The sequence below is a fragment of the Lacticaseibacillus jixiensis genome, from assembly GCF_042847315.1.
Taxonomy (GTDB): Bacteria; Bacillota; Bacilli; order Lactobacillales; family Lactobacillaceae; genus Lacticaseibacillus; species Lacticaseibacillus jixiensis.
In genome coordinates this window covers 165,316-186,382 of record NZ_BAAFPR010000001.1, presented here as the reverse complement: position 1 = coordinate 186,382, position 21,067 = coordinate 165,316, and the positions used below count along the sequence as shown (strand labels likewise).

Annotated in this window: 28 protein-coding genes; 19 read left to right on the top strand and 9 right to left on the bottom strand. The window is 50.9% G+C overall.

Translation table 11 applies throughout. From position 1 onward, the window contains the following. Positions 1 to 39 precede the first annotated feature (39 nt). The 11 genes from ACGG90_RS00910 (at position 40) to ACGG90_RS00860 (ending at position 8,199) form a co-directional block, all read left to right on the top strand. Positions 40 to 216, top strand: a complete 177-nt coding sequence (locus tag ACGG90_RS00910) for a hypothetical protein (protein ID WP_390404645.1) — start codon at positions 40 to 42, stop codon at positions 214 to 216. A gap of 15 nt (positions 217 to 231) precedes the next feature. Beyond that, positions 232 to 474 carry a DUF896 domain-containing protein gene (locus tag ACGG90_RS00905; RefSeq protein ID WP_390404642.1) on the top strand — a complete coding sequence of 81 codons (243 nt, stop codon included), beginning with the start codon at positions 232 to 234 and terminating at the stop codon, positions 472 to 474. A 92-nt stretch (positions 475 to 566) separates the two neighbouring features. Further along, entirely contained in the window at positions 567 to 785 is a 219-nt protein-coding gene (locus tag ACGG90_RS00900; protein ID WP_390404639.1) for a YneF family protein, read from the top strand. A gap of 141 nt (positions 786 to 926) precedes the next feature. After that, positions 927 to 1,379, top strand: coding sequence for a MarR family winged helix-turn-helix transcriptional regulator (locus ACGG90_RS00895; RefSeq protein ID WP_390404638.1), 453 nt, complete (start codon positions 927 to 929; stop codon positions 1,377 to 1,379). Between the two features lie 16 nt (positions 1,380 to 1,395). Then, on the top strand, positions 1,396 to 1,920 hold the full coding sequence (locus ACGG90_RS00890) for a GNAT family N-acetyltransferase (RefSeq protein ID WP_390404635.1): 525 nt from the start codon (positions 1,396 to 1,398) through the stop codon (positions 1,918 to 1,920). A gap of 109 nt (positions 1,921 to 2,029) precedes the next feature. Beyond that, on the top strand, positions 2,030 to 3,313 hold the full coding sequence (tig, locus tag ACGG90_RS00885; RefSeq protein ID WP_390404633.1) for a trigger factor: 1,284 nt from the start codon (positions 2,030 to 2,032) through the stop codon (positions 3,311 to 3,313). 522 nt (positions 3,314 to 3,835) lie between these two features. Further along, positions 3,836 to 4,702 (top strand): ROK family protein, encoded by an 867-nt coding sequence (locus ACGG90_RS00880; protein WP_390404631.1) that lies wholly within the window; start codon positions 3,836 to 3,838, stop codon positions 4,700 to 4,702. 18 nt (positions 4,703 to 4,720) lie between these two features. Further along, the gene (locus ACGG90_RS00875; protein ID WP_390404628.1) at positions 4,721 to 6,100 is read left to right on the top strand and encodes a hypothetical protein; all 1,380 of its coding nucleotides are present in this window, start codon (positions 4,721 to 4,723) and stop codon (positions 6,098 to 6,100) included. Further along, positions 6,090 to 6,998, top strand: a complete 909-nt coding sequence (locus tag ACGG90_RS00870) for a deoxyribonuclease IV (RefSeq protein WP_390404626.1) — start codon at positions 6,090 to 6,092, stop codon at positions 6,996 to 6,998. The genes ACGG90_RS00875 and ACGG90_RS00870 overlap by 11 nt, the downstream gene beginning before the upstream one ends. A 24-nt stretch (positions 6,999 to 7,022) precedes the next feature. Continuing rightward, positions 7,023 to 7,769, top strand: a complete 747-nt coding sequence (locus tag ACGG90_RS00865) for a nucleoside phosphorylase (RefSeq protein ID WP_390404623.1) — start codon at positions 7,023 to 7,025, stop codon at positions 7,767 to 7,769. A 157-nt stretch (positions 7,770 to 7,926) separates the two neighbouring features. Then, positions 7,927 to 8,199 carry a hypothetical protein gene (locus ACGG90_RS00860; protein WP_390404621.1) on the top strand — a complete coding sequence of 91 codons (273 nt, stop codon included), beginning with the start codon at positions 7,927 to 7,929 and terminating at the stop codon, positions 8,197 to 8,199. A 218-nt stretch (positions 8,200 to 8,417) separates the two neighbouring features. Here ACGG90_RS00860 and ACGG90_RS00855 read toward each other — a convergent pair whose 3' ends face one another. Then, entirely contained in the window at positions 8,418 to 9,350 is a 933-nt protein-coding gene (locus ACGG90_RS00855) for an alpha/beta hydrolase (protein ID WP_390404618.1), read from the bottom strand. Between the two features lie 15 nt (positions 9,351 to 9,365). Continuing rightward, positions 9,366 to 9,716, bottom strand: a complete 351-nt coding sequence (locus ACGG90_RS00850; protein ID WP_390404616.1) for a MerR family transcriptional regulator — start codon at positions 9,714 to 9,716, stop codon at positions 9,366 to 9,368. A 283-nt stretch (positions 9,717 to 9,999) separates the two neighbouring features. On the opposite strand from ACGG90_RS00850, the gene ACGG90_RS00845 reads away from it, so the two are divergent. From ACGG90_RS00845 to ACGG90_RS00830, 4 genes are all read left to right on the top strand, one after another. Then, entirely contained in the window at positions 10,000 to 10,554 is a 555-nt protein-coding gene (locus ACGG90_RS00845) for a hypothetical protein (RefSeq protein ID WP_390404613.1), read from the top strand. Positions 10,555 to 10,680: 126 nt separating this feature from the next. Next, the gene (locus ACGG90_RS00840) at positions 10,681 to 10,938 is read left to right on the top strand and encodes a hypothetical protein (RefSeq protein WP_390404611.1); all 258 of its coding nucleotides are present in this window, start codon (positions 10,681 to 10,683) and stop codon (positions 10,936 to 10,938) included. A gap of 230 nt (positions 10,939 to 11,168) precedes the next feature. Continuing rightward, entirely contained in the window at positions 11,169 to 11,432 is a 264-nt protein-coding gene (locus ACGG90_RS00835; RefSeq protein ID WP_390404608.1) for a hypothetical protein, read from the top strand. A gap of 334 nt (positions 11,433 to 11,766) precedes the next feature. Beyond that, positions 11,767 to 12,045: a hypothetical protein gene (locus ACGG90_RS00830; protein ID WP_390404605.1), complete on the top strand. Its 279-nt coding sequence runs from the start codon at positions 11,767 to 11,769 to the stop codon at positions 12,043 to 12,045. A 185-nt stretch (positions 12,046 to 12,230) separates the two neighbouring features. Here the strand turns inward: ACGG90_RS00830 and ACGG90_RS00825 are convergent, their stop codons facing one another. Together ACGG90_RS00825 and ACGG90_RS00820 are read right to left on the bottom strand one after the other, a co-directional pair. Next, positions 12,231 to 12,530 (bottom strand): hypothetical protein, encoded by a 300-nt coding sequence (locus ACGG90_RS00825; protein WP_390404602.1) that lies wholly within the window; start codon positions 12,528 to 12,530, stop codon positions 12,231 to 12,233. After that, positions 12,520 to 12,888, bottom strand: a complete 369-nt coding sequence (locus ACGG90_RS00820; protein WP_390404599.1) for a DUF6483 family protein — start codon at positions 12,886 to 12,888, stop codon at positions 12,520 to 12,522. The genes ACGG90_RS00825 and ACGG90_RS00820 overlap by 11 nt, the downstream gene beginning before the upstream one ends. 243 nt (positions 12,889 to 13,131) lie before the next feature. Here ACGG90_RS00820 and ACGG90_RS00815 point away from each other — a divergent pair, with 243 nt between their 5' ends. Beyond that, positions 13,132 to 13,473, top strand: coding sequence for a DUF1648 domain-containing protein (locus ACGG90_RS00815; protein ID WP_390404596.1), 342 nt, complete (start codon positions 13,132 to 13,134; stop codon positions 13,471 to 13,473). 185 nt (positions 13,474 to 13,658) lie between these two features. Here ACGG90_RS00815 and ACGG90_RS00810 read toward each other — a convergent pair whose 3' ends face one another. The 3 genes from ACGG90_RS00810 to ACGG90_RS00800 all read right to left on the bottom strand — a co-directional run bounded on the left by ACGG90_RS00810 (position 13,659) and on the right by ACGG90_RS00800 (position 14,912). Continuing rightward, complete coding sequence (locus ACGG90_RS00810; RefSeq protein WP_390404593.1) at positions 13,659 to 13,847, bottom strand: helix-turn-helix transcriptional regulator; 189 nt, start codon at positions 13,845 to 13,847, stop codon at positions 13,659 to 13,661. Then, entirely contained in the window at positions 13,847 to 14,164 is a 318-nt protein-coding gene (locus ACGG90_RS00805) for a hypothetical protein (RefSeq protein WP_390404591.1), read from the bottom strand. Before ACGG90_RS00805 ends, ACGG90_RS00810 begins: the two co-directional genes overlap by 1 nt. A 205-nt stretch (positions 14,165 to 14,369) precedes the next feature. Further along, positions 14,370 to 14,912, bottom strand: a complete 543-nt coding sequence (locus ACGG90_RS00800) for a hypothetical protein (protein WP_390404588.1) — start codon at positions 14,910 to 14,912, stop codon at positions 14,370 to 14,372. A 1,207-nt stretch (positions 14,913 to 16,119) separates the two neighbouring features. On the opposite strand from ACGG90_RS00800, the gene uvrC reads away from it, so the two are divergent. Then, positions 16,120 to 17,907 (top strand): excinuclease ABC subunit UvrC, encoded by a 1,788-nt coding sequence (uvrC, locus tag ACGG90_RS00795; RefSeq protein WP_390404585.1) that lies wholly within the window; start codon positions 16,120 to 16,122, stop codon positions 17,905 to 17,907. A gap of 69 nt (positions 17,908 to 17,976) precedes the next feature. Then, entirely contained in the window at positions 17,977 to 18,849 is an 873-nt protein-coding gene (locus ACGG90_RS00790; RefSeq protein WP_390404582.1) for a TMEM175 family protein, read from the top strand. Between the two features lie 47 nt (positions 18,850 to 18,896). On the opposite strand, the gene ACGG90_RS00785 is transcribed toward ACGG90_RS00790, so the two are convergent. Beyond that, positions 18,897 to 19,385 (bottom strand): GNAT family N-acetyltransferase, encoded by a 489-nt coding sequence (locus ACGG90_RS00785; RefSeq protein ID WP_390404579.1) that lies wholly within the window; start codon positions 19,383 to 19,385, stop codon positions 18,897 to 18,899. Between the two features lie 151 nt (positions 19,386 to 19,536). Here ACGG90_RS00785 and ACGG90_RS00780 point away from each other — a divergent pair, with 151 nt between their 5' ends. Beyond that, a complete protein-coding gene (locus tag ACGG90_RS00780; RefSeq protein ID WP_390404577.1) occupies positions 19,537 to 20,544 on the top strand; it encodes a GNAT family N-acetyltransferase in 1,008 nt (335 codons plus the stop codon). On the opposite strand, the gene ACGG90_RS00775 is transcribed toward ACGG90_RS00780, so the two are convergent. Continuing rightward, positions 20,536 to 20,835: a hypothetical protein gene (locus ACGG90_RS00775; RefSeq protein ID WP_390404574.1), complete on the bottom strand. Its 300-nt coding sequence runs from the start codon at positions 20,833 to 20,835 to the stop codon at positions 20,536 to 20,538. The genes ACGG90_RS00780 and ACGG90_RS00775 overlap by 9 nt on opposite strands. Positions 20,836 to 21,067 lie beyond the last annotated feature (232 nt).

Here is a 21,067-nt window from a genome sequence, read left to right as displayed (position 1 = left end):
CGCAGCCGCGGCCTTTTTTGATGCCCAAAGGAGGGGGACATGATGAATGATGTTATCTATATCGTCTATTATGCGCACAACAATGAACCGGTACGCGTGATCAAGGCGTTTCATTCATTGATGCGCACCAAAGAGTACGTCAATATGTTGATCAACGCCCCATATCCAGGGCAATCACCGGCAGGTTATACGTATACTCAGATCCACTTGAGTTAACAGGAGGTCATTAACATGTCACAACCACAAGCACGCTTAGATCGAATCAACGAACTGGCCCACAAGGCCAAATCAGTCGGCTTGACTGATGCAGAAATCGCCGAACGCAAGAAGCTGCGCGAAGCTTATCTGAAAGATTTCCGCGCCGGGTTTAAACAGCGTCTGGCCACCACCCAATATTTCGACAAGCAAGGCCACGAAATCACCCCTGAGGAACTCAAAGAGATCCAGCGCAAGAACGGCTGGCGTGAAGATTAACCCAAACTTTGCGCCCTTTTGTCGGGTTAGGGCTTTCAAAGCCGCATGCCATTCTGTACAATGGTTATTGTCTAAATAGAGGAGGCAACACTATGTTATATGTCATCGTATTTATTATCGGGGCGTTGCTCGGCGTTATCGGCGGGTTCTTCGGCGCCCGTGCTTACATGAAAAAGTATTTCCAAGATAACCCACCGATCAACGAAGATATGCTGCGCAGCATGATGATGCAAATGGGCCAAAAGCCTAGCACCAAGAAGCTCAATCAAATGATGGCGCAAATGAAACAAGCCCAGAAGAAATCCAAGTAATTCATTGGCCCAGTGCCAAGCCAAACGTCCCTGCCTCACGATTTACGTATCGTGAGGCAGGGACGTTTGTTTTTTTAGAACAAAATGTGTTGCATTTGCAATACGTTGGCGTATACTCAATTAGCGAAAGCAGGTGAGGTGATGTTAGACGCTTTAAGGGCCATTGGTGTGGTGGCGCGCGCTTTAGACAGTATCTCAAACATTGAATTTCGCGACTTGGACTTGACGCGCGGTCAGTATCTGTACTTGGTGCGCATTGTGGAGCAGCCTGGCATCATTCAAGAACAGCTGGTCAATCAACTCAAAGTCGATCGCGCCACTGTCGCCCGCAGCGTGGCCAAGCTTTGCCAACAAGGCTTCGTCCAAAAGCGCCCAGACCCGACTAACGCCAAGGCCAGCCGCTTATACGCCACATCTGCTGGCCAGCAGGCATATGCGCCGATTCGCCGCGAGAACGACTACTCGCTGCAGCAAGCTTTAGCAGGGATGAGCGCTTCAGAAGTGCAAACCCTCACGCGCTTGTTAAATCAGATGTGTGATAATGTCGATCACGACTGGCAGCTGGTCAAAAGCGGCGGCCATCGCAATTATTAATAAGGAAGTATTGGTTATGCCTCAAATTCAAATCATCCCAGTTACTGATGCCCAGATCCCAACCTTGGTGCAAATGGCGCGCACGACTTTCGCCGACACCTTCAACGCCAATACCGCCCCTGATGACATGGCGGAGTTTCTGGCGACAGCGTATTCGCCGGCTGCACTGAGCAAAGAATTGCATACGCTTGGCACCACGTTCTGGTTTGTCACCGTTGATGGTACGCCAGCCGGCTACTTGAAGCTTAACGTCGATGACGCAGTCACTGCCGACGTGCATGCTGCTAACGCCTTGGAGCTGGAGCGCATCTATATCTTGCCGCAATACAAGCGCCACGGCCTTGGCAGCAAGCTTTATACCCATGCCTTGCAAACGGCGCAAGCCTTACATAAAACCACGATCGCCCTTGGCGTGTGGGAGCACAATGAACCGGCGAAAGCCTTCTATGCCAAGCGCGGTTTTCATAAAGTCGGCGAGCATGCTTTTGTCGTCGGCAGCGATCCGCAACGCGATTGGCTGATGGAAGCGAAGGTTTCGTGAGAAAATCGCGCCCAAATCCGTAAATCACGCGGGTTTCGTTTACAAACCGCTTGCTTTTGGGTATTATGGTTAGGTATGTAATACGAAATGACTATGTCGGAGGTACAGCATGGCTGCAAAATGGGAAAAGCAAGACGCCAACGATGGCGTGTTGACTTTTGAAATCGCACAAGATCAAATTCAAGTAGGGTTGGACCAAGCGTTCAACCGGGTAAAGAAGAACCTCAACGTTCCTGGTTTCCGTAAGGGCCACGTGTCCCGCACGGTGTTCAACCGGATGTATGGCGAAGCAGCTTTGTATGAAGATGCTTTGAACATCCTGTTGCCAGACGCTTATGAAGGTGCCGTTAACGAAGCCGGTATCGAACCTGTTGATCAACCTAAGATCGATGTTGACAGCATGGACGAAGGCAAGCCTTGGGTGATCAAGGCTACTGTAACGGTTAAGCCTGAAGTGACCTTAGGCGACTACAAGGGCCTGACGGTTGACAAGCAAGATCGCGACGTGACTGAAGCCGATGTTGAAGAAGAGCTGCAAAAGCGCCGCGAAGGCCAAGCAGAACTCGTCCTCAAAGAAGACGGCGCCGCAGAATCTGGCGACACTGTGACCATCGACTATGCCGGCACAGTTGACGGCAAAGCCTTCGATGGCGGTTCCGCTAAGAACTACTCTTTGGAATTAGGCTCCAACTCCTTCGTCCCTGGCTTTGAAGACCAATTAGTTGGCCACAAAGCTGGCGAAGATGTAACGGTTAAGGTGACCTTCCCAGAAGATTACCAAGCCGAAGACTTAAAGGGTAAGGATGCAGAATTTGCAACCACCATCCATGAAGTCAAGACGAAGGAATTGCCTGATTTGGACGACGATTTCGCCAAGGACTTGGATGAAGACGTTGATACTTTGGACGAATTAAAGGCCAAGATCAAGTCTGAACTCGAAGCCAAGAAGGCCGAAGCTGCCGACAATGCCATTGAAGAACAAGCCATTGGCAAAGCCGTTGAGAACGCCACGATCGGTGACATCCCACAAGCAATGATCGATTCCGAAGTTGATAACCAAATGAACCAATTCATGGGCAACATGCAAAGCCAAGGCATCAACCCTGACATGTATTATCAACTGACCGGCACCAAAGAAGAAGACTTGAAGAAGCAATTCGCCGCTGACGCTGATACTCGCGTTAAGACGAACTTGGTGCTTGAAGCCATCGTTGCTGCTGAAAAGATCGACGCTTCTGAAGATGAAATCACTGCTGAAGTGAAGGATCTTGCCGGCGAATACAACATGGATGAAAAGGCGGTTCGTCAAGCCTTGACTGAAGACATGTTGAAGCATGATATTGGCGTGAAGAAAGCGATCCGCGTGATCACTGAATCCGTTAAAGAAGCTTAAGCATTAAACCATGAACAACCACTCATCACGCGATGGGTGGTTGTTTTTTTGGTTTGGTGAAGGCCGGCGCGGTGCTGCTTCGGCACGTGGTGCGGCAAGCCGGTGCAGGCGGTGCGGCCGGCTTCAACCACGCAAAATACGCGTGTTTTACGCCTAAATTCAGAGCCAGGCGCTCGCTTTGCTCGCCTGCTTGTCTCTGAATTTGCCGCGATCAGCGCAGCGAACCAAGCAAAGTACGCTTGTTTCACTGCGCTGATCGTTTCACGGCCTGACCGGTTTGCCGCACCACACGCCTACGCATCACCGCGCCTACGCTTGTCGAATCAGGTTGGGGACTTGGGTGCACGCAGCCTGTTGCGTGTAAATGAGATGTGCTTAAGATCGTCAAGTGAGGTGACGCTGAGTGCTGGCGCAATTGCGAAGATCGGCAAACTCATCTGGATGATTGTTTCAAGTCGTGGGCATGCTACAATAGGTTCAGTAACGTTGTCAGCGATTACATATCTCAGGGGGGAATACATCATGACAAAATTAGTTGCAATCGATATCGGCGGCACCAGTATTAAGTTTGCGTTGTGGGACGGCAGCAACTTACAGCATGTGCAACATCAACCCACACCCAAGACGCTTGACGCGTTTTATACGGTGTTGCATGACGGGTTTGTGGCAGTGCGCGGGGATGAAGAAGTCGCAGGGGTGGCGATCAGCTCACCTGGTTCGGTAAACAAGGAAACTGGTGTGATCGAAGGCGCCAGCGCGATTGAATACATCCACAATTTTCCCATTCAACCCAAACTTGAAGCCTTGTTTGGTCTGCCGGTCAGTTTGGAGAATGATGCCAATTGTGCGGCGCTGGCTGAATTAGCTGCTGGTGCCGGCGTGGGTAAACAGTCGCTGTTGTTTCTGGTGATCGGCACCGGCGTTGGGGGTGCGGTAGTCCTTAATGGCAAGATCTGGCATGGTGCGCATTTGTACGGCGGGGAGTTTGGCTACATGCTGATGCATGATGGGCAAACGTTAAGCAATCTCGTGTCGCCAGTCAACCTGGCTCAGCGTTTCAGTGCCCAAATCGGCCACCCGATCAGCGGCAAGGAAGTGTTTGATTTAGCTGATTCAGGCGATGTGCCAGCCCAACAAGCGGTGCAAGAAGTGGTGGACACATTGGCCCAGGCGATTTTTAATTTGCAATATGCTTTTGATCCTGAATTGGTGGTGATCGGTGGGGCGATTTCGGCTAATGATCACTTCTTAGCCCAAGTGCGGCAAAGCATCGCCAAAGTCAAAGCAACGGTTGAAATCGGCACGATCACCCCGCAGTTGGTGCCGTGTGCCTATCTTGGCGAAGCCAACTTGCGCGGGGCCGTGGCGGATTTTTTGCAGGACAAATAAACCAACGGAGGCATCGTCATGGCCAAGCGCGCAACGATCCATGCATTCGCCAGCAAGTGGCAGCAGCTTTTTGCAACAGGACAAATTCAAAAGTACGCGCAAACCCTGGGGCAAGATTGTGCCAAGGCCGGCTTTGCGTTAGATCAATTCGCCGCGCTGACGCCAGGTGACACCAAGCTGCCGCTGTCATCGGATTTGGCGGCGACCACGGCGTTCTTGCAGGCGGCGCAAGACGTGCAAGCGTTGGGCAACGGCATCTATTCAATGTGGCAACAAGTTACCTATTGGCACACTAATGATGCCTTGACCGCGCCAGTCAATCGGCATTGGTTTGAGACGGCTTTGGCGCGCTTGGTTGGCTTGACCCAACCGCTGGGTGAAATCACTAAAGTCACCATTGCCTCTGATGACTGCACATGGGGGCTGGCACCTGATCCGGCTCGTGTGATCAGCCAAGTGCTCACCATCCAAGTTGATGGCACCGTGGCGCTGGATAATGAATTTGCCAGCGGGTATCTGCATCGCGAAACCGTGCAGGTACCTGCCGCCAACATTCTGCCGCTGATGCCGCAGTTTGAGGCATTAGCCGATCCTGATGTGCCGCACCCTGTTGTGGTGGATGTGGGGCAATGGTCGTTAACGGTAGTTGGTGCAGGCGGCAGCCAAACCAGTCGCGGGCCGCTGATCGAATTGGCAGATTTGTCCGAGACGATTCGCGACTTGTTGCCGTTTCCGCATTTGTTGTTGTTTGACGGGGCGCCAGATGTGGTGCAGCGGCTTATTGCCGAGTATCAGCCAACGCCGCAAACGCATGAGAAGCTGGTGATCGACCGCCGCAGCCAATCGTTGTCACTCACGCAGCGCAATGGCAAAATGCGCAGCCGCATTGCGATTGCCGACGAAACGATTACGGATTTGCTTGACGATTTGCCGCTGCCGCAAACGGACTTGTTGCCGCCTCGGCCACGCGAGCAACACAACTTGACCGTCACCTTGCGTTATCGCGATGCCCAAACGCAAACCTTGCAAGGCACTTTGCAGTTGGATCAGTGCATTCCTCAATGGCGTGCGATCGCAGCCGAGTTGCGCGAGTGGCTGCAAGAACGTGCGCCGCAAATGCTGGACGATCGGTTGATTTCACGGACCATCCCCCAGTTTGGCGACTTGTTGTATGCGCAAGTCGTCTTCCACCATGGGGCAAGACCATATAGTTATTTGGCGGATCCTGAGCTGGCCGTGGGCGACCGGGTAGTGGTGCCGGTAGGATCTGGTGAGCGTTACGGCACGATTGTTGCCATGGCGTATTATCAACCTGCGCAAGCGCCATATCCGCCGGCGCAAACCAAGCGCATCACCTGTATCGCAGATCCAATAGAGGAGGCAGAGTATGACGAATGAACCATTCTTGATCGGGGCTAATGTCAGCATGAAAGCCCCGCATATGTTTGCCGGGGCAGTGGCTGAAGCGGCCGGTTATCATGCGACGAGTTTGCAATTTTATACCGGGGCGCCGCAAAACACGCGGCGCAAGGCGGTGGATCAAATGCAGATCCCTGCCGGCTTGGCGGGGATGCAAGCGGCTGGATTATCACATTTGGTGATCCATGCACCATACATCGTGAACCTTGGCAACACCAAGAAGCCTGAGAACTTCGCGTTTGCCGTGCAGTTTATGCAAGAAGAAGTCGTCCGCGCCGATGCCTTGCACGCGTATACCATGCCTTTTCACCCGGGAGCGCATGTTGGGGCGGGGCCGCAAGCGGCGATCAATCAAATTGCCGCTGGCCTTAATCAGATCTTGACGCCTGAGCAGCATGTGACTATTGCGCTTGAAACCATGGCGGGCAAAGGAACGGAAGTGGGCCGCAGTTTCGAAGAATTGGCGGCGATCATCGATCAAGTCAAGCTGAAAGACAAGTTGCGAGTGTGCATGGACACTTGTCACATGTCAGATGCCGGCTATGACGTCAAAGACGACTTCGCCGGTGTCTTGGCAGAGTTTGATCGCATCGTGGGCTTGGATAAGCTCAGCGTGATCCATCTTAACGATTCCAAGAATCCCCGAGGTGCCCACAAAGATCGCCATGCCAATATCGGTGCTGGGACGCTGGGCTTTGACTGCTTGTATGCCATCGCGCATGATCCGGCCTTGGCGCATATTCCCAAGATCTTGGAGACGCCATACGTGGGCCCAGACGGCAAGCGTGTCGTCGCTCCTTATGGCGTGGAGATCCATTGGCTGCAAACCGGCGACTACCAGCCGCAAGCACTAGACGCGTTGTGGCAGACGCCGTGAATGATGTGAATGGAAGTGTTAGCGATGACTTTGCCGATCTTGGATTATGATGCAACACCGCAAGCGGTGATCGAACCTTTTCGTGATCAAGGTTTTGTGTTGCCGGCCAAAATGTTATTCGCCTTTATTTCGGCAAGCAATATCGCGCAGTTTGTGGCGCAATACCCGCATCAAGTCGTGGCACAATACGATACGATCTCACATCATTTTGACGTGTATGCATTGACGGTGGCTGGACAAACCATCGGCTTGTGCCAAGCACCATTAGGCGCGCCGGCGGCCACGCAGCTGCTGGATTTCCTGATCGGCTATGGCGCCCAAACGATCATTGCTGTGGGTTCATGCGGGGTGTTGACGCCTACGCCGGAGAATCAATTGTTAGTGGTGACTCGCGCGTTGCGTGACGAAGGCACATCTTATCATTACTTGCCAGCAGCGGCGGAAATTGACTTGGCGCCGGGGATGGTGAATCATCTTTTGCGCACGCTGGATCAGCGCGCCAAAGCGGTGGCAACTTGGACGACCGATGCTTATTATCGCGAAACGTCGGCCAAGATCCAAACTGCTTTGGCTGCGGGCTTTGAAGTGGTGGAAATGGAATGTGCCGCGCTGAGTGCCTGTGCGCAATTTCGCCGCGTTAAATTTGGCCAGGTGTTGTTCACGGCTGATTCGCTAGCCAGCTTGAGTGCTTATGATGCGCGAGACTTTGGCCAAGCAGCCCACTTGCCGGCGCTAACGGCGGTGATGCGTTGTTTGGTGGCAGCTGAGTAGGGGTGTGACGCAGCCGCGGTGTTGCCAAGCAAAACGCAGCAAATCATGGTTGCGTAACCGCTTTCCAATATGCTATTCTATCGTTGCCTTCTGCCAGAGCTTGTTGCAGCTTGGCAAATTGGCTGACCATTGCATTATCGGATGAGGAGACGAAACGATGACAGCATTCCAAATTGTTCTTGCCCTTGCCTTGCTTGGCTGTTCTGCACTGACCGTCATTTTCTGTGGGGCTTTGTTGTACCTTAACCATACCGGCCAGGATCACCGGCTGCCTGGTTTAGAAGCTGCTAGTACGCTGGTGCTCAGTCAAACCAGCTTATTGTTAGGCGTGGCCGATCACAGCTGGTGGCTCACCTTGTTTGGTCTGATCTGCTTCTTGATGATGGTTGTGGCCATCGTTGCCAAAGGCCGCAACCATGCCGCAGCGTAGTGGCTCAGCCTGACTGTAAACATTTGTTAAATCATTTGCTTCACACTAAAACAAACGTGTCGGCATGTCGGCACGTTTGTTTGGCTCTGGGTCAACTGGTGTTGAAGAATATTTTTATCTTTTTAGAAAGTCTCCACGATAGGGGACTTTTTATTTTGGTCTGCTTCAACAAGAGGTTAAGAATCATTTTTTAGGAGACGACATACTGGCCGGAGACGTCAACGTAAATTACTCATGAAAAAGTGCCGCAGTTTTTCCAGTGTCGTTTCACTCATGCGATCGTAAAGAGTGACATGGCCCGCATTGGGCACGATGTAGAGTTCTTTCGGTTCTTGGGCCTTGGCGTAGGCTTGTTCGCTGAATGGTTTGCTGTCGGCTTTGTCGCCTGCGACCAACAGGATCGGGCGCGGGGAAATTTCGTCGATATGTTGCATCAGAGTGTTGGTCATGTAGGGATAGGCTACCGTGGCGCTCCACTGACCGTTAGACAGGATCGAGTTTTCGTGAAAGCCTCTGGGGGTCCGGTAGTAATCGTAAACATCTTGGCCTTGGGCGGATTCGCGCTCTGGAAAACCGTCTGGAAAGCGGTCGGGGCCAAGACCAGGGGAGCCAGCGTCGACATCCGCCCAGCGCTGAGCGGCGAGTTGGTCGAGCTGAGTGGATCTTGCTTCGCTGTCGCTGGCGGCTAGCATCGAAACGTCAAACATTGAAACCGTGGCGACAGCCTTCACCCGTTTATCGATTGATACTGCATTCAAGGCGAAGCTACCCCAGCCGCAGATGCCCAAAATTCCAATTCTTTCCCGATCAACGTTTGGTTGCGTGCCGATGAGATCGACAGCTGCCATGAAGTCTTCGGTGTTGATGTCAGGTGACGAGACGTTGCGGACAGCGCTTGCGCTTTCGCCGGTGAAGGAGCCGTCAAAGGCGACAGCGACGAAGCCGCGGCTGGCCATTTCGTTGGCATAGTTGCCAGAAGCTTGTTCTTTCACGGCGCCATACGGGCCACCGATCACGATGCCTGGGACCTTTTTGTTGCCAATGTTTTTGGGCGTGTAAACATCTGCCGCGAGTTTGATGCCGAAGCGGTTGACGACGCTGGTTTCTTGGCGCTCAACGTTGTTGTGTAAGTCAAAAACAAATTTCCTCATGTGGCACTCCTTTGGCTATCTTGTGTAGGTGTCGTAATGATCGATCTTGTCTGTCACGAGGTCGACCGCTCTTTGAATTTCTTCAAGCTGGGCGCGCAATTGATCGCGCTGTTTGATCAAGATTTCTTTGCGTAGCTTGATGTTCCGACCGGCATGAGCCAGTTGTGTGTATTGTTTGATTTGGGCAATGGGAATTCCAATTGCGCGGATACACTTGACGTATCTGATCCAATCGATGTCAGATCGATCGTACTCGCGATAACCAGAGTCGTTCCGCTTGACCTTGGTGATGATGCCTTCCTTTTCCCAGTATCTTAGGGTCTCCGGCGGCAGGTGAAAGTAAGCCGCCACTTCATTGATTTTCATATCCAACGCTCCTTTCCTTGTAATCATACAACCTTGAAGTTACTTCAAGGCAAGCACAATTTCGGCTTGTTTTATTGTTTTAGTGTGAAGCGGATTTGACTGCGCTGGGCCTGGACAATGGCGCTGATATTTTCGAAGCAAGCGCAGCAGAGCCTGTTGTAATCGTTTTCACATATGGTATACTTGTGAAGTAGTTAACGGCATCACAGATTGGCAGCTGATGATAGAAGGAGGCGGGGACGCATGCTGCGCACGCCTAAAGCGCAATTGGAGGGGGCAACTGATGACACAACAACACCGGTGGTTGGCACTTGCGCTGGGGATGGGCGTGATCTTGGTTGGCGGCGCAGGGTGTCGCGATAAGAATAGCAGTTCGTCAGACGTTAAGATTGCGTATTCGATCCCGCATGACAAACGGACCCCTTTGATTCGCACATATCGACAGCGTGAGCTTGATGAGAAGACACCTAAGCAGCTGCAGGCAATCAAGCAAGCAGTACTTGGTTCAGATGGCGAGAACCCGTTACTTGAATTTAAGGGCCAGCCTCAACCGCTGAATTTTTCGTTCACCGTCAATGATCAGCAGGTCACTCCAGCAGGCGCTCCTGCACTGCTTCTGACGGCCAAAGAATTTGATGACCATTCACATGTGATCACCAAACGCTATCACTTAGCTAAAACCATGGGCAGTCAATACCAAGTTCGGTTAACGGACTTATTTGCCAAGGTTAAGCTGACAACGCAATATAACGTGGTTGCAAGCTATCTGCTTGAGCTGCACTTTAAGCTTGACCATGTGAACTATGTGACCTTTACGGCATTTACGACTGGCCACTAACTGATTGCTGCAGTTAGAAAAGACCTACGCAATAGTGCACAGTGAGATTCATCCTGCGCAACTTTGCAGATATTGAGTTGAAGCGTTGGCGACTTCACCAGTCCGTAACAAAATAGGAGGTTTGGGATGGCTTTTCACTCGGCATTATTGATATCGATCATTTGCTTGGAGATCATGACATTCATTTCTGCAATTGCGGCGATCGTTAAGCGACATCAGCGTTCAGGAACAGGGTTGCTGATGGCTTGTCAGGTATTTACTTTTCAAGCCGTTGTGTTGATTGGCGTGATGCAACAAGCTTGGCTCCTTATGGGAATCGGGCTGCTAGGCGATTTGTGGTTAGCAATTCTGCTGGTCGTTCGGGAATCGAGAAAGCGTGTGTGATGCAAGGAAGATAAATTCGGAGAGTACCTGAAAAAGTGCTTGCGATTGCTTGGCAGTGGCGGACCCACTATCTGAGCGCTTGCATTCTCAAGCAAAGTGCAACACGGGCTGGTGTAACCGCTGCCTAGCCGTTATTCTATCGACGTGATTTACTAGATGCTAGTACGACTTCGGTGAAACGATTAGCCGGATTAAAAACACGGAACAATGGGCCATAGGAGAAGAATACCATGGCGGAATTTCGAACTGCTCTTTGGATTTTTCTGATTTGCTTTATTGTGCTGACACTTATTCTCGGCGGGACAGGGCTATATCTTACGCTCAAGGGCAAGGGCAAAAGACACCCTGGTTTGGCGACTGCATGTCAAGTGGTTATCTATCAAACAACAATGTTGATTGGTGTTGTAGAACATAACTGGGCCATCATAGCCGTTAGCTTAGTGTTTGACTTGATGCTGGTTGTATCCCTAATTGCCAGAGACAGGCAAAGATAAGCATCGGCATTACTTAAAAGGAGAATCAAAGGAGCTGGTTGAGTGGCGGGATGTATCGCCATTTGTCAACAGCTTAACGTGGGCCAATTAAGATGATACGCTTTCAAAAGAGTTTTAGCCTTGTGCAGTACTGTAGATAATTTAAGTTATGTAAACTTCTATTCAACTTCTCTCCAACTTCGCCACAAGTAACAAATACTAGACCGGTGCTTCTGTTACTGTTGACAATCTGCAACACATCAAGTAAAACGTACCCATGCGGGGATGCACCACAACGGTATGACAAGTCTCATACGAGGATAACTAATAATTCTCACCGAAAGGATTTCTCAAAATGGCAAAGATAACGGCCTCAGATCTTATGCAACAAGTCTCTCAAGCTCTGAATGCTACGACTCCATCATCCGAAGAAAAAGTTGCACTTAAAGAAGCCAAACTCGCATTGTTCAGCCATGAAGATGACACCCGTGTTGCCTCTCAACTAAAAATGAAATTGTCACTGCTGGCAGTACAGCAACGATTATCATCTGAAGGGGTAGAGCTGCTAAGCTGGTTGGTAAAGACATACCCAGGCAGAAGTGCACAGATAGGATTAGGGCTAACTCACCTTTGACCGGTATCCAGTGAAGTTTCGAGAGCAAGAGGGGTTCACAGAACTAATCAACGGCGGCTGTTTTAGTGGCTCTGTGTCAACTGGTGTTGAAGAATAAATATATCATTCAGGAAGATCTCCACGATAGGAGGTCTTTTTGTTATTTTTAGGCGGTCTGTTGGTAGATACACCGCCGTTAGTCTATGTCACTGTTTGTTTTTGGGTAACAAGTAATTCATCAAAATCGTGCACGCGCCAATTACAATAAACGACACACCAAAGACAAAGCCACTGCTGTCACGCATGGACAGCCATAGTAGGCCAACAACAATAAATACGAGTCCGATGGCAGGTGCCCAATCTTTTTGTAGATTCATATTCTGTGCCACCTCATGCTGATTACGTTCATAAACTTGCCGAATCTTGTCTGCGATGTCGGTATTACTTGAAAGAGTTTTGTTGCCAAATACTTGATAATTGTCTGACTGTAAAGTGTTACGCTTCACCGCGCTGGATCCTGCCAAGCTGCGCTAATCCCAGTGCGATTGCTTCACGAGAATAATTGGCTTGAGTCAGCTGTTCGTCACTCAGCTTATTCAGTGTCCCAAAATACCACATCCCCAAAGCAATAAACTTCTCTTCCGCCATGGCATATCTGCGGCTGAACAGAAAGCTGGTCGCCTCGTGCAGTGCATCAGCTGCGAGAAATTGCTCAAGTTGCGCTTGATTTGGCAGCTTCTGTGTTGCTTGTTGAGGAAAGACGATTTCGTTTCCGGCGCTGCCATTGCCTTTACCTAAGAGATAGCCCAACCCCTGGGCAAAGGCCTTGATCTGGCGAAGCAGCACGTCATTTTCTTCTTGCACGCCACTCACTCCTTTAATGGAAGTGTAAGCCCTTTCTTGGCGGAAAACAATTTCAATTGCGCAAATCACAGATCACATGTCTGATCAAATTGTTGAGATGTGCTAGATGGCTTTGCATAACGTGTTGAAGATTTATCCGCTGTTACAGCAGGCGCTGTGACAAATTCGCTGCAAAGCAACAAGTATGCATTGTGTCGTCAGGCGTCTGGGACTAAGATGCTTGTGAATGGGGGAGGCGGTACTATGAAACGCTTTCGAATGTTTAATTACAGTGCAGTGGCAGTTTCGCTGGTGTTAACCATCATTTTTATGGCAATGGCCCCAAGGGTTGTCGTCATGCACTTCAACGGCACTGGGGTCGCCGATAGCTGGAGCGGTCGGGCCGGCTTATTGCTGGAGCCGGTTGTGCTTCTGGTCATCGCGTTGATCTGTGATGGGGTAGCTCGGTCATGGCGCAAGCGCAATGACTTGAAAACATTCCCGATGATTACCATCGGAGAATGGCGGTTGCTAAGTTTGGTTGGTGTGGTGCTGATTGTCCTGGTCGCGCTGCAGCTTTACCAAATCGGTTGGCTGCAGAATTGAGACATCTCGATTAGCCAAATGAACCCACCAGATCAGAATTGACCTGATGGGTTCATTTGGATGTTTCGATCATGAGGCGGCGCCTAACGTTACTGTTGCGGCTTTGTCAATGATCAAACGTCGGCGTTCATCACCGCCAGCTAGGCAGTAAACTGATTAAGATAACTGTGGCTAGCCACGTTTCCTTATTGTCTAAACAATTCATCGACTGTCGTGTGCAAGCTGTTGGCCAAAGCAAAAGCCAGCTTCAAAGTCGGATCGTATTTATCATTCTCGATTGCGTTGATCGTTTGGCGCGACACGCCACAGGTCGTTGCCAATTCTTGTTGCGTGAGCCCTGCTTGAGTGCGGCGTTGGTTAATTTGATTTTGCATCAGTGCAGCACCGAATCGAGCAATAGTAAGCCATACATGATTAACATCAATCCCAACAGGACACTCACCAGAATCAGCGTGACCCAAGCGCCGCTGCTGACGCCTGCGCGGCCAAGCTTGCGAATCTGGATCACTTGGGTGGCGATCAGCCATACGGCGGCTTGTGAACTCAGGATAAAGGTCAAAACAGGAGTCGCTTGGTGCTGGATCAGGAGTTGATATAGTGTGTAGCCAGCCAGCGCAAAGATTAGATAGATATATGCGATCATCAGGCCTTGCTTGCTGAACATTTGATACATTTCATCGTTGCTTTTCATTTGATCTCCTCCTAGAAGTCAAACATCTTTGACATCTGCAGAATAGCAGAATGTGTGCCGGGTGTCAAACACTTTTGACACAAGCGCCAAACTTTCGGACATTGATCATTACGGATCGTTAGCGATATCCGTAGCTCAAACCGAAGAGCCGGTCAAGGCGCAATGCCTTGACCGGCTCTTAATCCTACGTTTGAGTGAAGAACGGTCATTTCATCAATATTGCCGCAAGTAGAAAAAATAAGCCGCTAACTGTCATCAGTGTCGAAACGCGAGTACTATATTTAAGGTAAGGCGCTAACAATTGATCTGGCAACACCACTAGTGGCAAAGTTACGTCATGATCTTGACGCTGATAGTTGATATAAACTTGTTGGGTACGCTTGATCACATTGCGCGACATGCCTGCGAAGATTGCGATAAGAAAATAAATGACTGCCACCACGACACTCATGACGCCAACTGAAGAATGGCTGGTCACAAACATCCGAAACACATACCCAGCAATCAAGAACGTTAGCAGCAATATGAGGGCATAGACACCGAAATTCCGGGATTGCTTCTTGGTGATTTGCTGATTGATATAAGCTTGCGCCTCATCTTGCAACTGCTGAGATACGCCATGTAGTTTTTGATTACGAAATTTGTTGATTCGTCGAGTTTGTAAAATCACCATAATAACACTTACCAACGCGATACAGAAAACAATGATGCCAAGTAATAGAATCAGTGTACCAAGCGCCTGTGCCATTTCACCACTCCTTAAAAAGTCTATTAGGTTCATGATACATTAGATAGAATCGTGTTGCGTTAAGAATTGTTTACGTTAATGCTATGGCAAGCACGGTTAAAGTCATGGTCGCTGACGCGGAAGAATACAGGCAACAAAAAGGTCATCATCATGTTCAAGCAAAAAGTCATCATTTCGACAATTGAAATTTCGCCAACGGATGCAATCCAAACGGTGCAAACCGCGTACCGGCTACAAACATGCAAGCCGGTCATTGGGAAAGCACCTATGTGTGCAACCAGCTGGCGCGGCAAATCTGCAGTGATCCGTAGGGGCAAATTTGCCATTGCAAAAAGTTTGTGCAATTCTCAGGACCATGCTATATTATCCTTGCAACCTGCAGTGGGGTGCTGAGACCGGCAAAGTACAAGTTGGTCTGTTCCCGGCATCCCTACACGAGCTGATCTGAGGGTGTCATGTGTAACGGCATGCACCGCGGCTCGTGCGTTCAAAGCGCCAGAGCGCCATGAAGCCCAATGTCCGTAGTCTTGGGCAATGCCAGGACGTTATCAGATTGCACCACGACCACCCCAGCGCACGTAGGCTTACGGCGCTGGGTACTTAATTGAATATACCAGAGCGGAGCAGCCCGCTTTTAGCGGTGGATATAAGGCGAGATGACGTAAAGGCGCTCTTTGCCTTGGCGGCGTCACGACTTATATCACGCCGCGGTGGGCTGCGCAGCTCGACGAAACCAGAGCGAAGCAAAGCGCATTTAGCGATGTGTATAAGACAGCCTGAGTCAATGGCGGTCTTGGCCATGGACTCGGGCTGGCTTATACGCAATCGCGTTGCTTTGCGCAGCTCGACGAGGCCAGAGCGAAGTGGCGCGCTTTTAGCGGGTCGGGTAGCCTAGCCATTGTGCGTGAGGCGGTCTTGGCCTCAAGTGCAATGGCGTAGCTAGCCGCACCCGCGTTGCGTCACGCAGCTCGACGAAACCCAACAGGCAGAGCTAAACATAGCCTGTTGCGATAAATTTTCACGACGGCGAATACGCTGATCGTGTATTTGTCGTGTCTGCTGCAAGACCCACGAGCGAAATCAGTTCCAGCAAACCTTGATTGCAATCTCAAGGCTTGCTGGGATTTTTATGCCAATGGCGGATAAGTTGCACGCATGGGGCAAGTTGCGTACAATATATGTAGCAAACAAACATTCGGAGGCACGCATGGCATCAGAACATATTGAACACAAACTCGCACTGTTGCCGGATTTGCCTGGCAGCTACCAGATGAAAGATCTCAACGGCAAGATCATTTATGTCGGCAAGGCCAAGAACTTGAAGAATCGGGTGCGGTCGTACTTTAAATCTGCGCACACCGGTAAAACCGCGCAGTTGGTGGCCAACATCGCTGATTTCGATTATATCGTCACATCCAGCGACAAGGAAGCGTTCTTGCTTGAAATCACCTTGATCCAGAAGTGGCAGCCTTATTACAACATCAAGCTTAAGAAAGGTACCGGCTATCCTTACATCAAGATCACCAACGAACGTGATCCGAAGATGGAAATCACCGGCGACATCAAGAAAGACGGGGCGTATTATTTTGGCCCGTATCCGAATGTCTACGCCGCTCAAGAAACGATGCATTTTCTCCAGAAGGTTTATCCGCTGCGGCGCTGCAACGGTTATCAAGGCCGGCCGTGTTTGTATTATCACATGGGCCAATGCCTGGGCGCGTGCTGGCGGGAAGTCCCTGAAGCAGAATACGCCAAGCAAATCGCCAAGATCAAGAGCTTCTTGGATGGCAATACCACCAAAGTCGTTAAGCAGCTGAACGCGCGCATGAACAAGGCGGCGCAAGACTTGGAGTTTGAACGCGCCGCAGAGTTGCGTGATCAGTTGAAATACATCGACATCACTGTCGAGAAGCAGAAGATCATTTCCAACGACAAGACGCAGCGCGACATTTTCAACTTCTATATGGATAAAGGCTGGATCTCCATTCAGGTGTTCTTCATTCGCCAAGCGCGGCTGATGAAGCGCGAAAGCCGGCTGTTTGCCATCACCGATTCGGCGGATGAAGAATTCGAGTCCTTCATCTTGCAGTTCTACCAGCGCAAGAACAACGTCCATCCTAAAGAAGTGCTGGTACCAGGCGGGTTGGATAATGACTTGTTGGAACAAGTCTTGGGCATTCCGGTGCGCACCCCGCAGCGCGGTGAGAAGAAATCACTGCTGGACTTGGCGCACAAGAACGCCCAGCTGAAGCTGGAAGAGAAATTCCGCTTGTTGGAGTTGGATAATCGCACGACCATCGGTGCCAACAACGAGATTTTCGACGCGTTGGGCTTGCCGCATGGGCACGTGATGGAAGCTTTCGACCACAGTCATATTCAAGGCACCAATCCGGTCAGCGCAATGGTGCAATTCGTCGACGGGCAAGCGGAGAAAACCAACTACCGCAAGTACAAGCTGGCTGAAGATGAAGGCGAACACTCTGCCAATGAAGATGCCAATACCAGAGAAGTGATCAGACGCCGCTACACGCGCTTGCTTAAAGAACATGCGGCGCTGCCGGATCTGATCTTGATGGATGGCGGCGCGATCGAAATGAACGCGGCAAAAGACGTCTTGGAGAATGAATTGAACCTCGATATTCCTGTGGCCGGCATGGTGAAGAACAACAAGCACAAAACGGCGGCGTTGTTGTTTGGCGATAGCGACCAGCCGCGCGAGCTTGACCCTAAATCGCAAGGCTTCTATTTGCTGGAACGCATTCAAGATGAAGTGCACCGCTTTGCCATTACCTTCCATCGCCAGCTGCGCAACAAGAATTCACTGGCCAGCCGCCTGGAAACCATTCAAGGCGTGGGGCCGCGCACGCGGGTGAAGTTGTTGAAGGAATTCAAGACGCTCAATCACATCAAAGCAGCCAGCTTAGAAGACATTCAAGCGCTAGGCATTTCCAAGGCCGTCGCCCAAGCGGTGAAAGTGTCGCTGCAAGCTGAATAAATTGTCTTGATTTGCGCAACAGACAGCTGGCGTGTACAATAACGTCATTCTATAGAAATCAGGAGCGTTATGCAGAAACTAAAGAATCGCTTGGATGCCTTCTCTGACGCGATCATCGCCGTGGTCATCACGGTGATGGTGTTGGACATCCCCCCGGTGCTCAAGGACTCACTGACCAATTATGGCGTGATGGGCAAGCACATTGGGATCTACTTGATCAGTTTCATCTTTGTGGCCAACATGTGGTACCAGCACGCCACGGTTTTTGACGAAATTGAGACCATGACTTATCGCATCTTGATCGGCGACTTCATCTTCTTGGCTTGCTTATCGATGATGCCGCTGTTTACCAACATGATGACCGTCAATACCACCCGTGTCACGGTGATGTTATATGGGACCTTGCAGTTTGTGGTGAATATGCTGTTTCGCATCTTGTCCAAGGCCATCATTCATCTCAAATACACCGATAAGCAAGCGATGCAGAAGGTTTACACCAAGATCTACGGCAACGCCAATCACATCTTAGGCGCCTTGGCGGTGTGGGATATCGTGGTAGCGTGGTTCTTCCCGCATGTGGCATTGGTGTTCTACTTGGCTTATCCGATCTTGACGTTCTTCTTGAACGCCCAAGCGCGCCAGGAAATGTATGACGTTGAAGAATTGCCTGCAGACGAGCAGGCCGATGTGGCAACTTTCAACACCAGTGAGTTGAAAGACTTCCGCAAGGCGCAACAAGCGATCATGACGCAACCGCCTGACACTGGCAAGCCGGCAGCTGATCGGCCAAGTTGGCTGGATCACAATGTCGATTCCCGCAAGCGTCAACGCCTGTTGCAACGATACAGCCGCGCCACACCAGAGCAGCAAGCGCAGCTGCAGCGGTGGTTTATGCAGCGCCGCCAGAACGGGTTTGATCCGCATCACAACCAGCGCAAATAAAAAAACCAGGTGTTGTTGTCCCAATGAGGGTCGCAACACTTGGTTTTTTATTTGCGCGGCAAGTCTTTGTTCATCAACAATTCGTCATGGATCGGAATATCATACGCGCCGATTTCCGGCACGCTGGGTTTAAGCAGGCGGTCGTTATCGACTGAACCGCGGATCACCTTGGCGAAGCGATAGCCGTGTTTCTGGTAGAAGCGCATCGAATCCAGATTGTCATTGGTGGTGGTGACCACCATTTTGGTCAACCCAGTGGCTTGTGCGCGGGATTCGGCGGCGGCCATTAACTTGGTGCCGATGCCGAGGTTTGGGCGCGTGGAGTTCAACGAGACGATTTCCATGGCGTTGCCGTGCACGGTGTAAGTGACCAAGCCGACAACTTCATTGGTGTCAGTGACGGCAACGATGCCGTTGAGGTCGGCCAAATGGTATTCGCCACTGGAAACGACCATGGTTTCAGATTGCCAATGGTCCTTGAAGAAGGCCTTGGCTTGCTCGGCCCAAGCGTCCATTGATTCGTAGCGAATATTCATTAATTTTACCTCCAAAAAAAGCGTTAGGATCAGTATAGCATAGTGCCTGGCCACGCTGGGAGCTGTCATTAAAGCGTAATTCACCGCGCAGCGCTTGTCAGCTCAAGCTTGCGGTGCTAGGATGAAAATACTATGAAAAGTTGGTGATAGCATGTCTCATCCAGATTCCACCGCGCGCATTCGCTTTAGTGAATGGCGAGCGACTGACCACGCCTTAGCGCAACAATTATGGGGCGATAAGCGCGTGACGCGCTACATATCCATGCCCAATGTCGGTTATACCCAAGCGATGATCGATAACCGCTTGGCTTTAGAAATCACTTCCCAGCAAGCTGATGGGGTGCAATACTGGCCGATGTACGCGCTAAGCGGCGAGCTGATCGGGGTGTGCGGCTTACAAATACGCGAGCGGCAGACATATGAATTAGGCTACCATTTGCGTCCGGCCTATTGGGGCGCAGGCTATGCCACCGAAGCTGCCCGCGCAGTGGTGGCTTATGCGCGCACGAAAACCGATGCTGTGGCGTTAGTGGCTCGGCACCATCCGGATAACTGGCCATCCAAGCATATCTTGTGTGATAAATTAGGCTTTGAATATTCCCATCATGAAGTCTATCCGCCAACTGGTTTGGTCACACCTTCTTATGTGTTGCCGTTGACCCATCCGCAACCGACTGCCCGCTTGCATTATGGCAATTGGCAAGCTGGTCAATTGGCCCAAGCCCACTACTTATGGGGCAATCGGCAGGTGACGGCGATGATCAGCAAAGCCGGCTTTAGTCAAGCTGATATCAAAGCACGCTTGGCTGCAGAATGTGCGTCACAACAAGCGCATGGTGTGCAATATTGGCCGATTTATCAAACCGATGGGGCGCTGGTCGGTGTGTGCGGGCTGCATGCGCGCAAAGCCGGCTGTTATGAGCTGGGTTATCATTTGCTGCCGCAGTTTTGGCAGCAAGGCTACGCCACTGAAGCAGCCCGCGGGGTGATCCGCTTTGCCCAACAAGTCTTGCAGGCACCGGCGTTGATCGCCGGGCACAATCCTGAGAATCTCGCTTCTAAGCACGTGCTTGAAAAAGTCGGCTTCTATTACACGCACAAAGTGGTTTACGCGCCGACTGGTAAGCTGTCGCCGCAGTATCGGCTGGATTTAGGCTAAGCCAAATTGTTCAGCCAACAACAAACCAATCAAGATGATCTCGATAACTGCTTCGATCGATAAGGCGCCCCAGCCGCGTTGTGGATGGGGGGTGGTGCGCCATAGCTGCCACTCGTTGCCAATAATGATTGCCGGAACCAAGATCAGCAACATTTTACCAGTGGTTGGCGTTTGCCCACCGCGGCTGGTGACGCTCATCTTGATCGCCGCTTCCGGCAGCCACAATAAGTACGCGCCAAAAATCAGCCATGCCAACTCTGATAGGCGCATGGTAAGTTTCGCTAATGCCATTATGGTCTCCTTGTAAGCCTTTTCTGCTGATTCTACGCTTGGGTCGGGCACTTGACAAGACACGGGCAGCACAAAGTCGCCATTCGTTCAGGAGGATCATCGCCGGCGCAAGGATCAACAAATCTTTGCCGCCCATTGCGGTGTCACCGCTGCGACCAGGGATACTCATTTTGATTGCTGCTTGTGGCAGCCACCATACGCATGCCCCAAGCAGCAGCCAAGCCAGATCTGA

Excerpts from the sequence above, each read along its gene's own strand:
- ACGG90_RS00910 (WP_390404645.1), top strand. The coding sequence starts at position 40 with ATGATGAATGATGTTATCTATATCGTCTATTATGCGCACAACAATGAA.
- ACGG90_RS00905 (WP_390404642.1), top strand. The coding sequence starts at position 232 with ATGTCACAACCACAAGCACGCTTAGATCGAATCAACGAACTGGCCCAC.
- ACGG90_RS00900 (WP_390404639.1), top strand. The coding sequence starts at position 567 with ATGTTATATGTCATCGTATTTATTATCGGGGCGTTGCTCGGCGTTATC.
- ACGG90_RS00895 (WP_390404638.1), top strand. The coding sequence starts at position 927 with ATGTTAGACGCTTTAAGGGCCATTGGTGTGGTGGCGCGCGCTTTAGAC.
- ACGG90_RS00890 (WP_390404635.1), top strand. The coding sequence starts at position 1,396 with ATGCCTCAAATTCAAATCATCCCAGTTACTGATGCCCAGATCCCAACC.
- tig (WP_390404633.1), top strand. The coding sequence starts at position 2,030 with ATGGCTGCAAAATGGGAAAAGCAAGACGCCAACGATGGCGTGTTGACT.
- ACGG90_RS00880 (WP_390404631.1), top strand. The coding sequence starts at position 3,836 with ATGACAAAATTAGTTGCAATCGATATCGGCGGCACCAGTATTAAGTTT.
- ACGG90_RS00875 (WP_390404628.1), top strand. The coding sequence starts at position 4,721 with ATGGCCAAGCGCGCAACGATCCATGCATTCGCCAGCAAGTGGCAGCAG.
- ACGG90_RS00870 (WP_390404626.1), top strand. The coding sequence starts at position 6,090 with ATGACGAATGAACCATTCTTGATCGGGGCTAATGTCAGCATGAAAGCC.
- ACGG90_RS00865 (WP_390404623.1), top strand. The coding sequence starts at position 7,023 with ATGACTTTGCCGATCTTGGATTATGATGCAACACCGCAAGCGGTGATC.
- ACGG90_RS00860 (WP_390404621.1), top strand. The coding sequence starts at position 7,927 with ATGACAGCATTCCAAATTGTTCTTGCCCTTGCCTTGCTTGGCTGTTCT.
- ACGG90_RS00855 (WP_390404618.1), bottom strand. The coding sequence starts at position 9,350 with ATGAGGAAATTTGTTTTTGACTTACACAACAACGTTGAGCGCCAAGAA.
- ACGG90_RS00850 (WP_390404616.1), bottom strand. The coding sequence starts at position 9,716 with ATGAAAATCAATGAAGTGGCGGCTTACTTTCACCTGCCGCCGGAGACC.
- ACGG90_RS00845 (WP_390404613.1), top strand. The coding sequence starts at position 10,000 with ATGACACAACAACACCGGTGGTTGGCACTTGCGCTGGGGATGGGCGTG.
- ACGG90_RS00840 (WP_390404611.1), top strand. The coding sequence starts at position 10,681 with ATGGCTTTTCACTCGGCATTATTGATATCGATCATTTGCTTGGAGATC.
- ACGG90_RS00835 (WP_390404608.1), top strand. The coding sequence starts at position 11,169 with ATGGCGGAATTTCGAACTGCTCTTTGGATTTTTCTGATTTGCTTTATT.
- ACGG90_RS00830 (WP_390404605.1), top strand. The coding sequence starts at position 11,767 with ATGGCAAAGATAACGGCCTCAGATCTTATGCAACAAGTCTCTCAAGCT.
- ACGG90_RS00815 (WP_390404596.1), top strand. The coding sequence starts at position 13,132 with ATGAAACGCTTTCGAATGTTTAATTACAGTGCAGTGGCAGTTTCGCTG.
- ACGG90_RS00810 (WP_390404593.1), bottom strand. The coding sequence starts at position 13,847 with ATGCAAAATCAAATTAACCAACGCCGCACTCAAGCAGGGCTCACGCAA.
- ACGG90_RS00805 (WP_390404591.1), bottom strand. The coding sequence starts at position 14,164 with ATGAAAAGCAACGATGAAATGTATCAAATGTTCAGCAAGCAAGGCCTG.
- ACGG90_RS00800 (WP_390404588.1), bottom strand. The coding sequence starts at position 14,912 with ATGGCACAGGCGCTTGGTACACTGATTCTATTACTTGGCATCATTGTT.
- uvrC (WP_390404585.1), top strand. The coding sequence starts at position 16,120 with ATGGCATCAGAACATATTGAACACAAACTCGCACTGTTGCCGGATTTG.
- ACGG90_RS00790 (WP_390404582.1), top strand. The coding sequence starts at position 17,977 with ATGCAGAAACTAAAGAATCGCTTGGATGCCTTCTCTGACGCGATCATC.
- ACGG90_RS00785 (WP_390404579.1), bottom strand. The coding sequence starts at position 19,385 with ATGAATATTCGCTACGAATCAATGGACGCTTGGGCCGAGCAAGCCAAG.
- ACGG90_RS00780 (WP_390404577.1), top strand. The coding sequence starts at position 19,537 with ATGTCTCATCCAGATTCCACCGCGCGCATTCGCTTTAGTGAATGGCGA.
- ACGG90_RS00775 (WP_390404574.1), bottom strand. The coding sequence starts at position 20,835 with ATGGCATTAGCGAAACTTACCATGCGCCTATCAGAGTTGGCATGGCTG.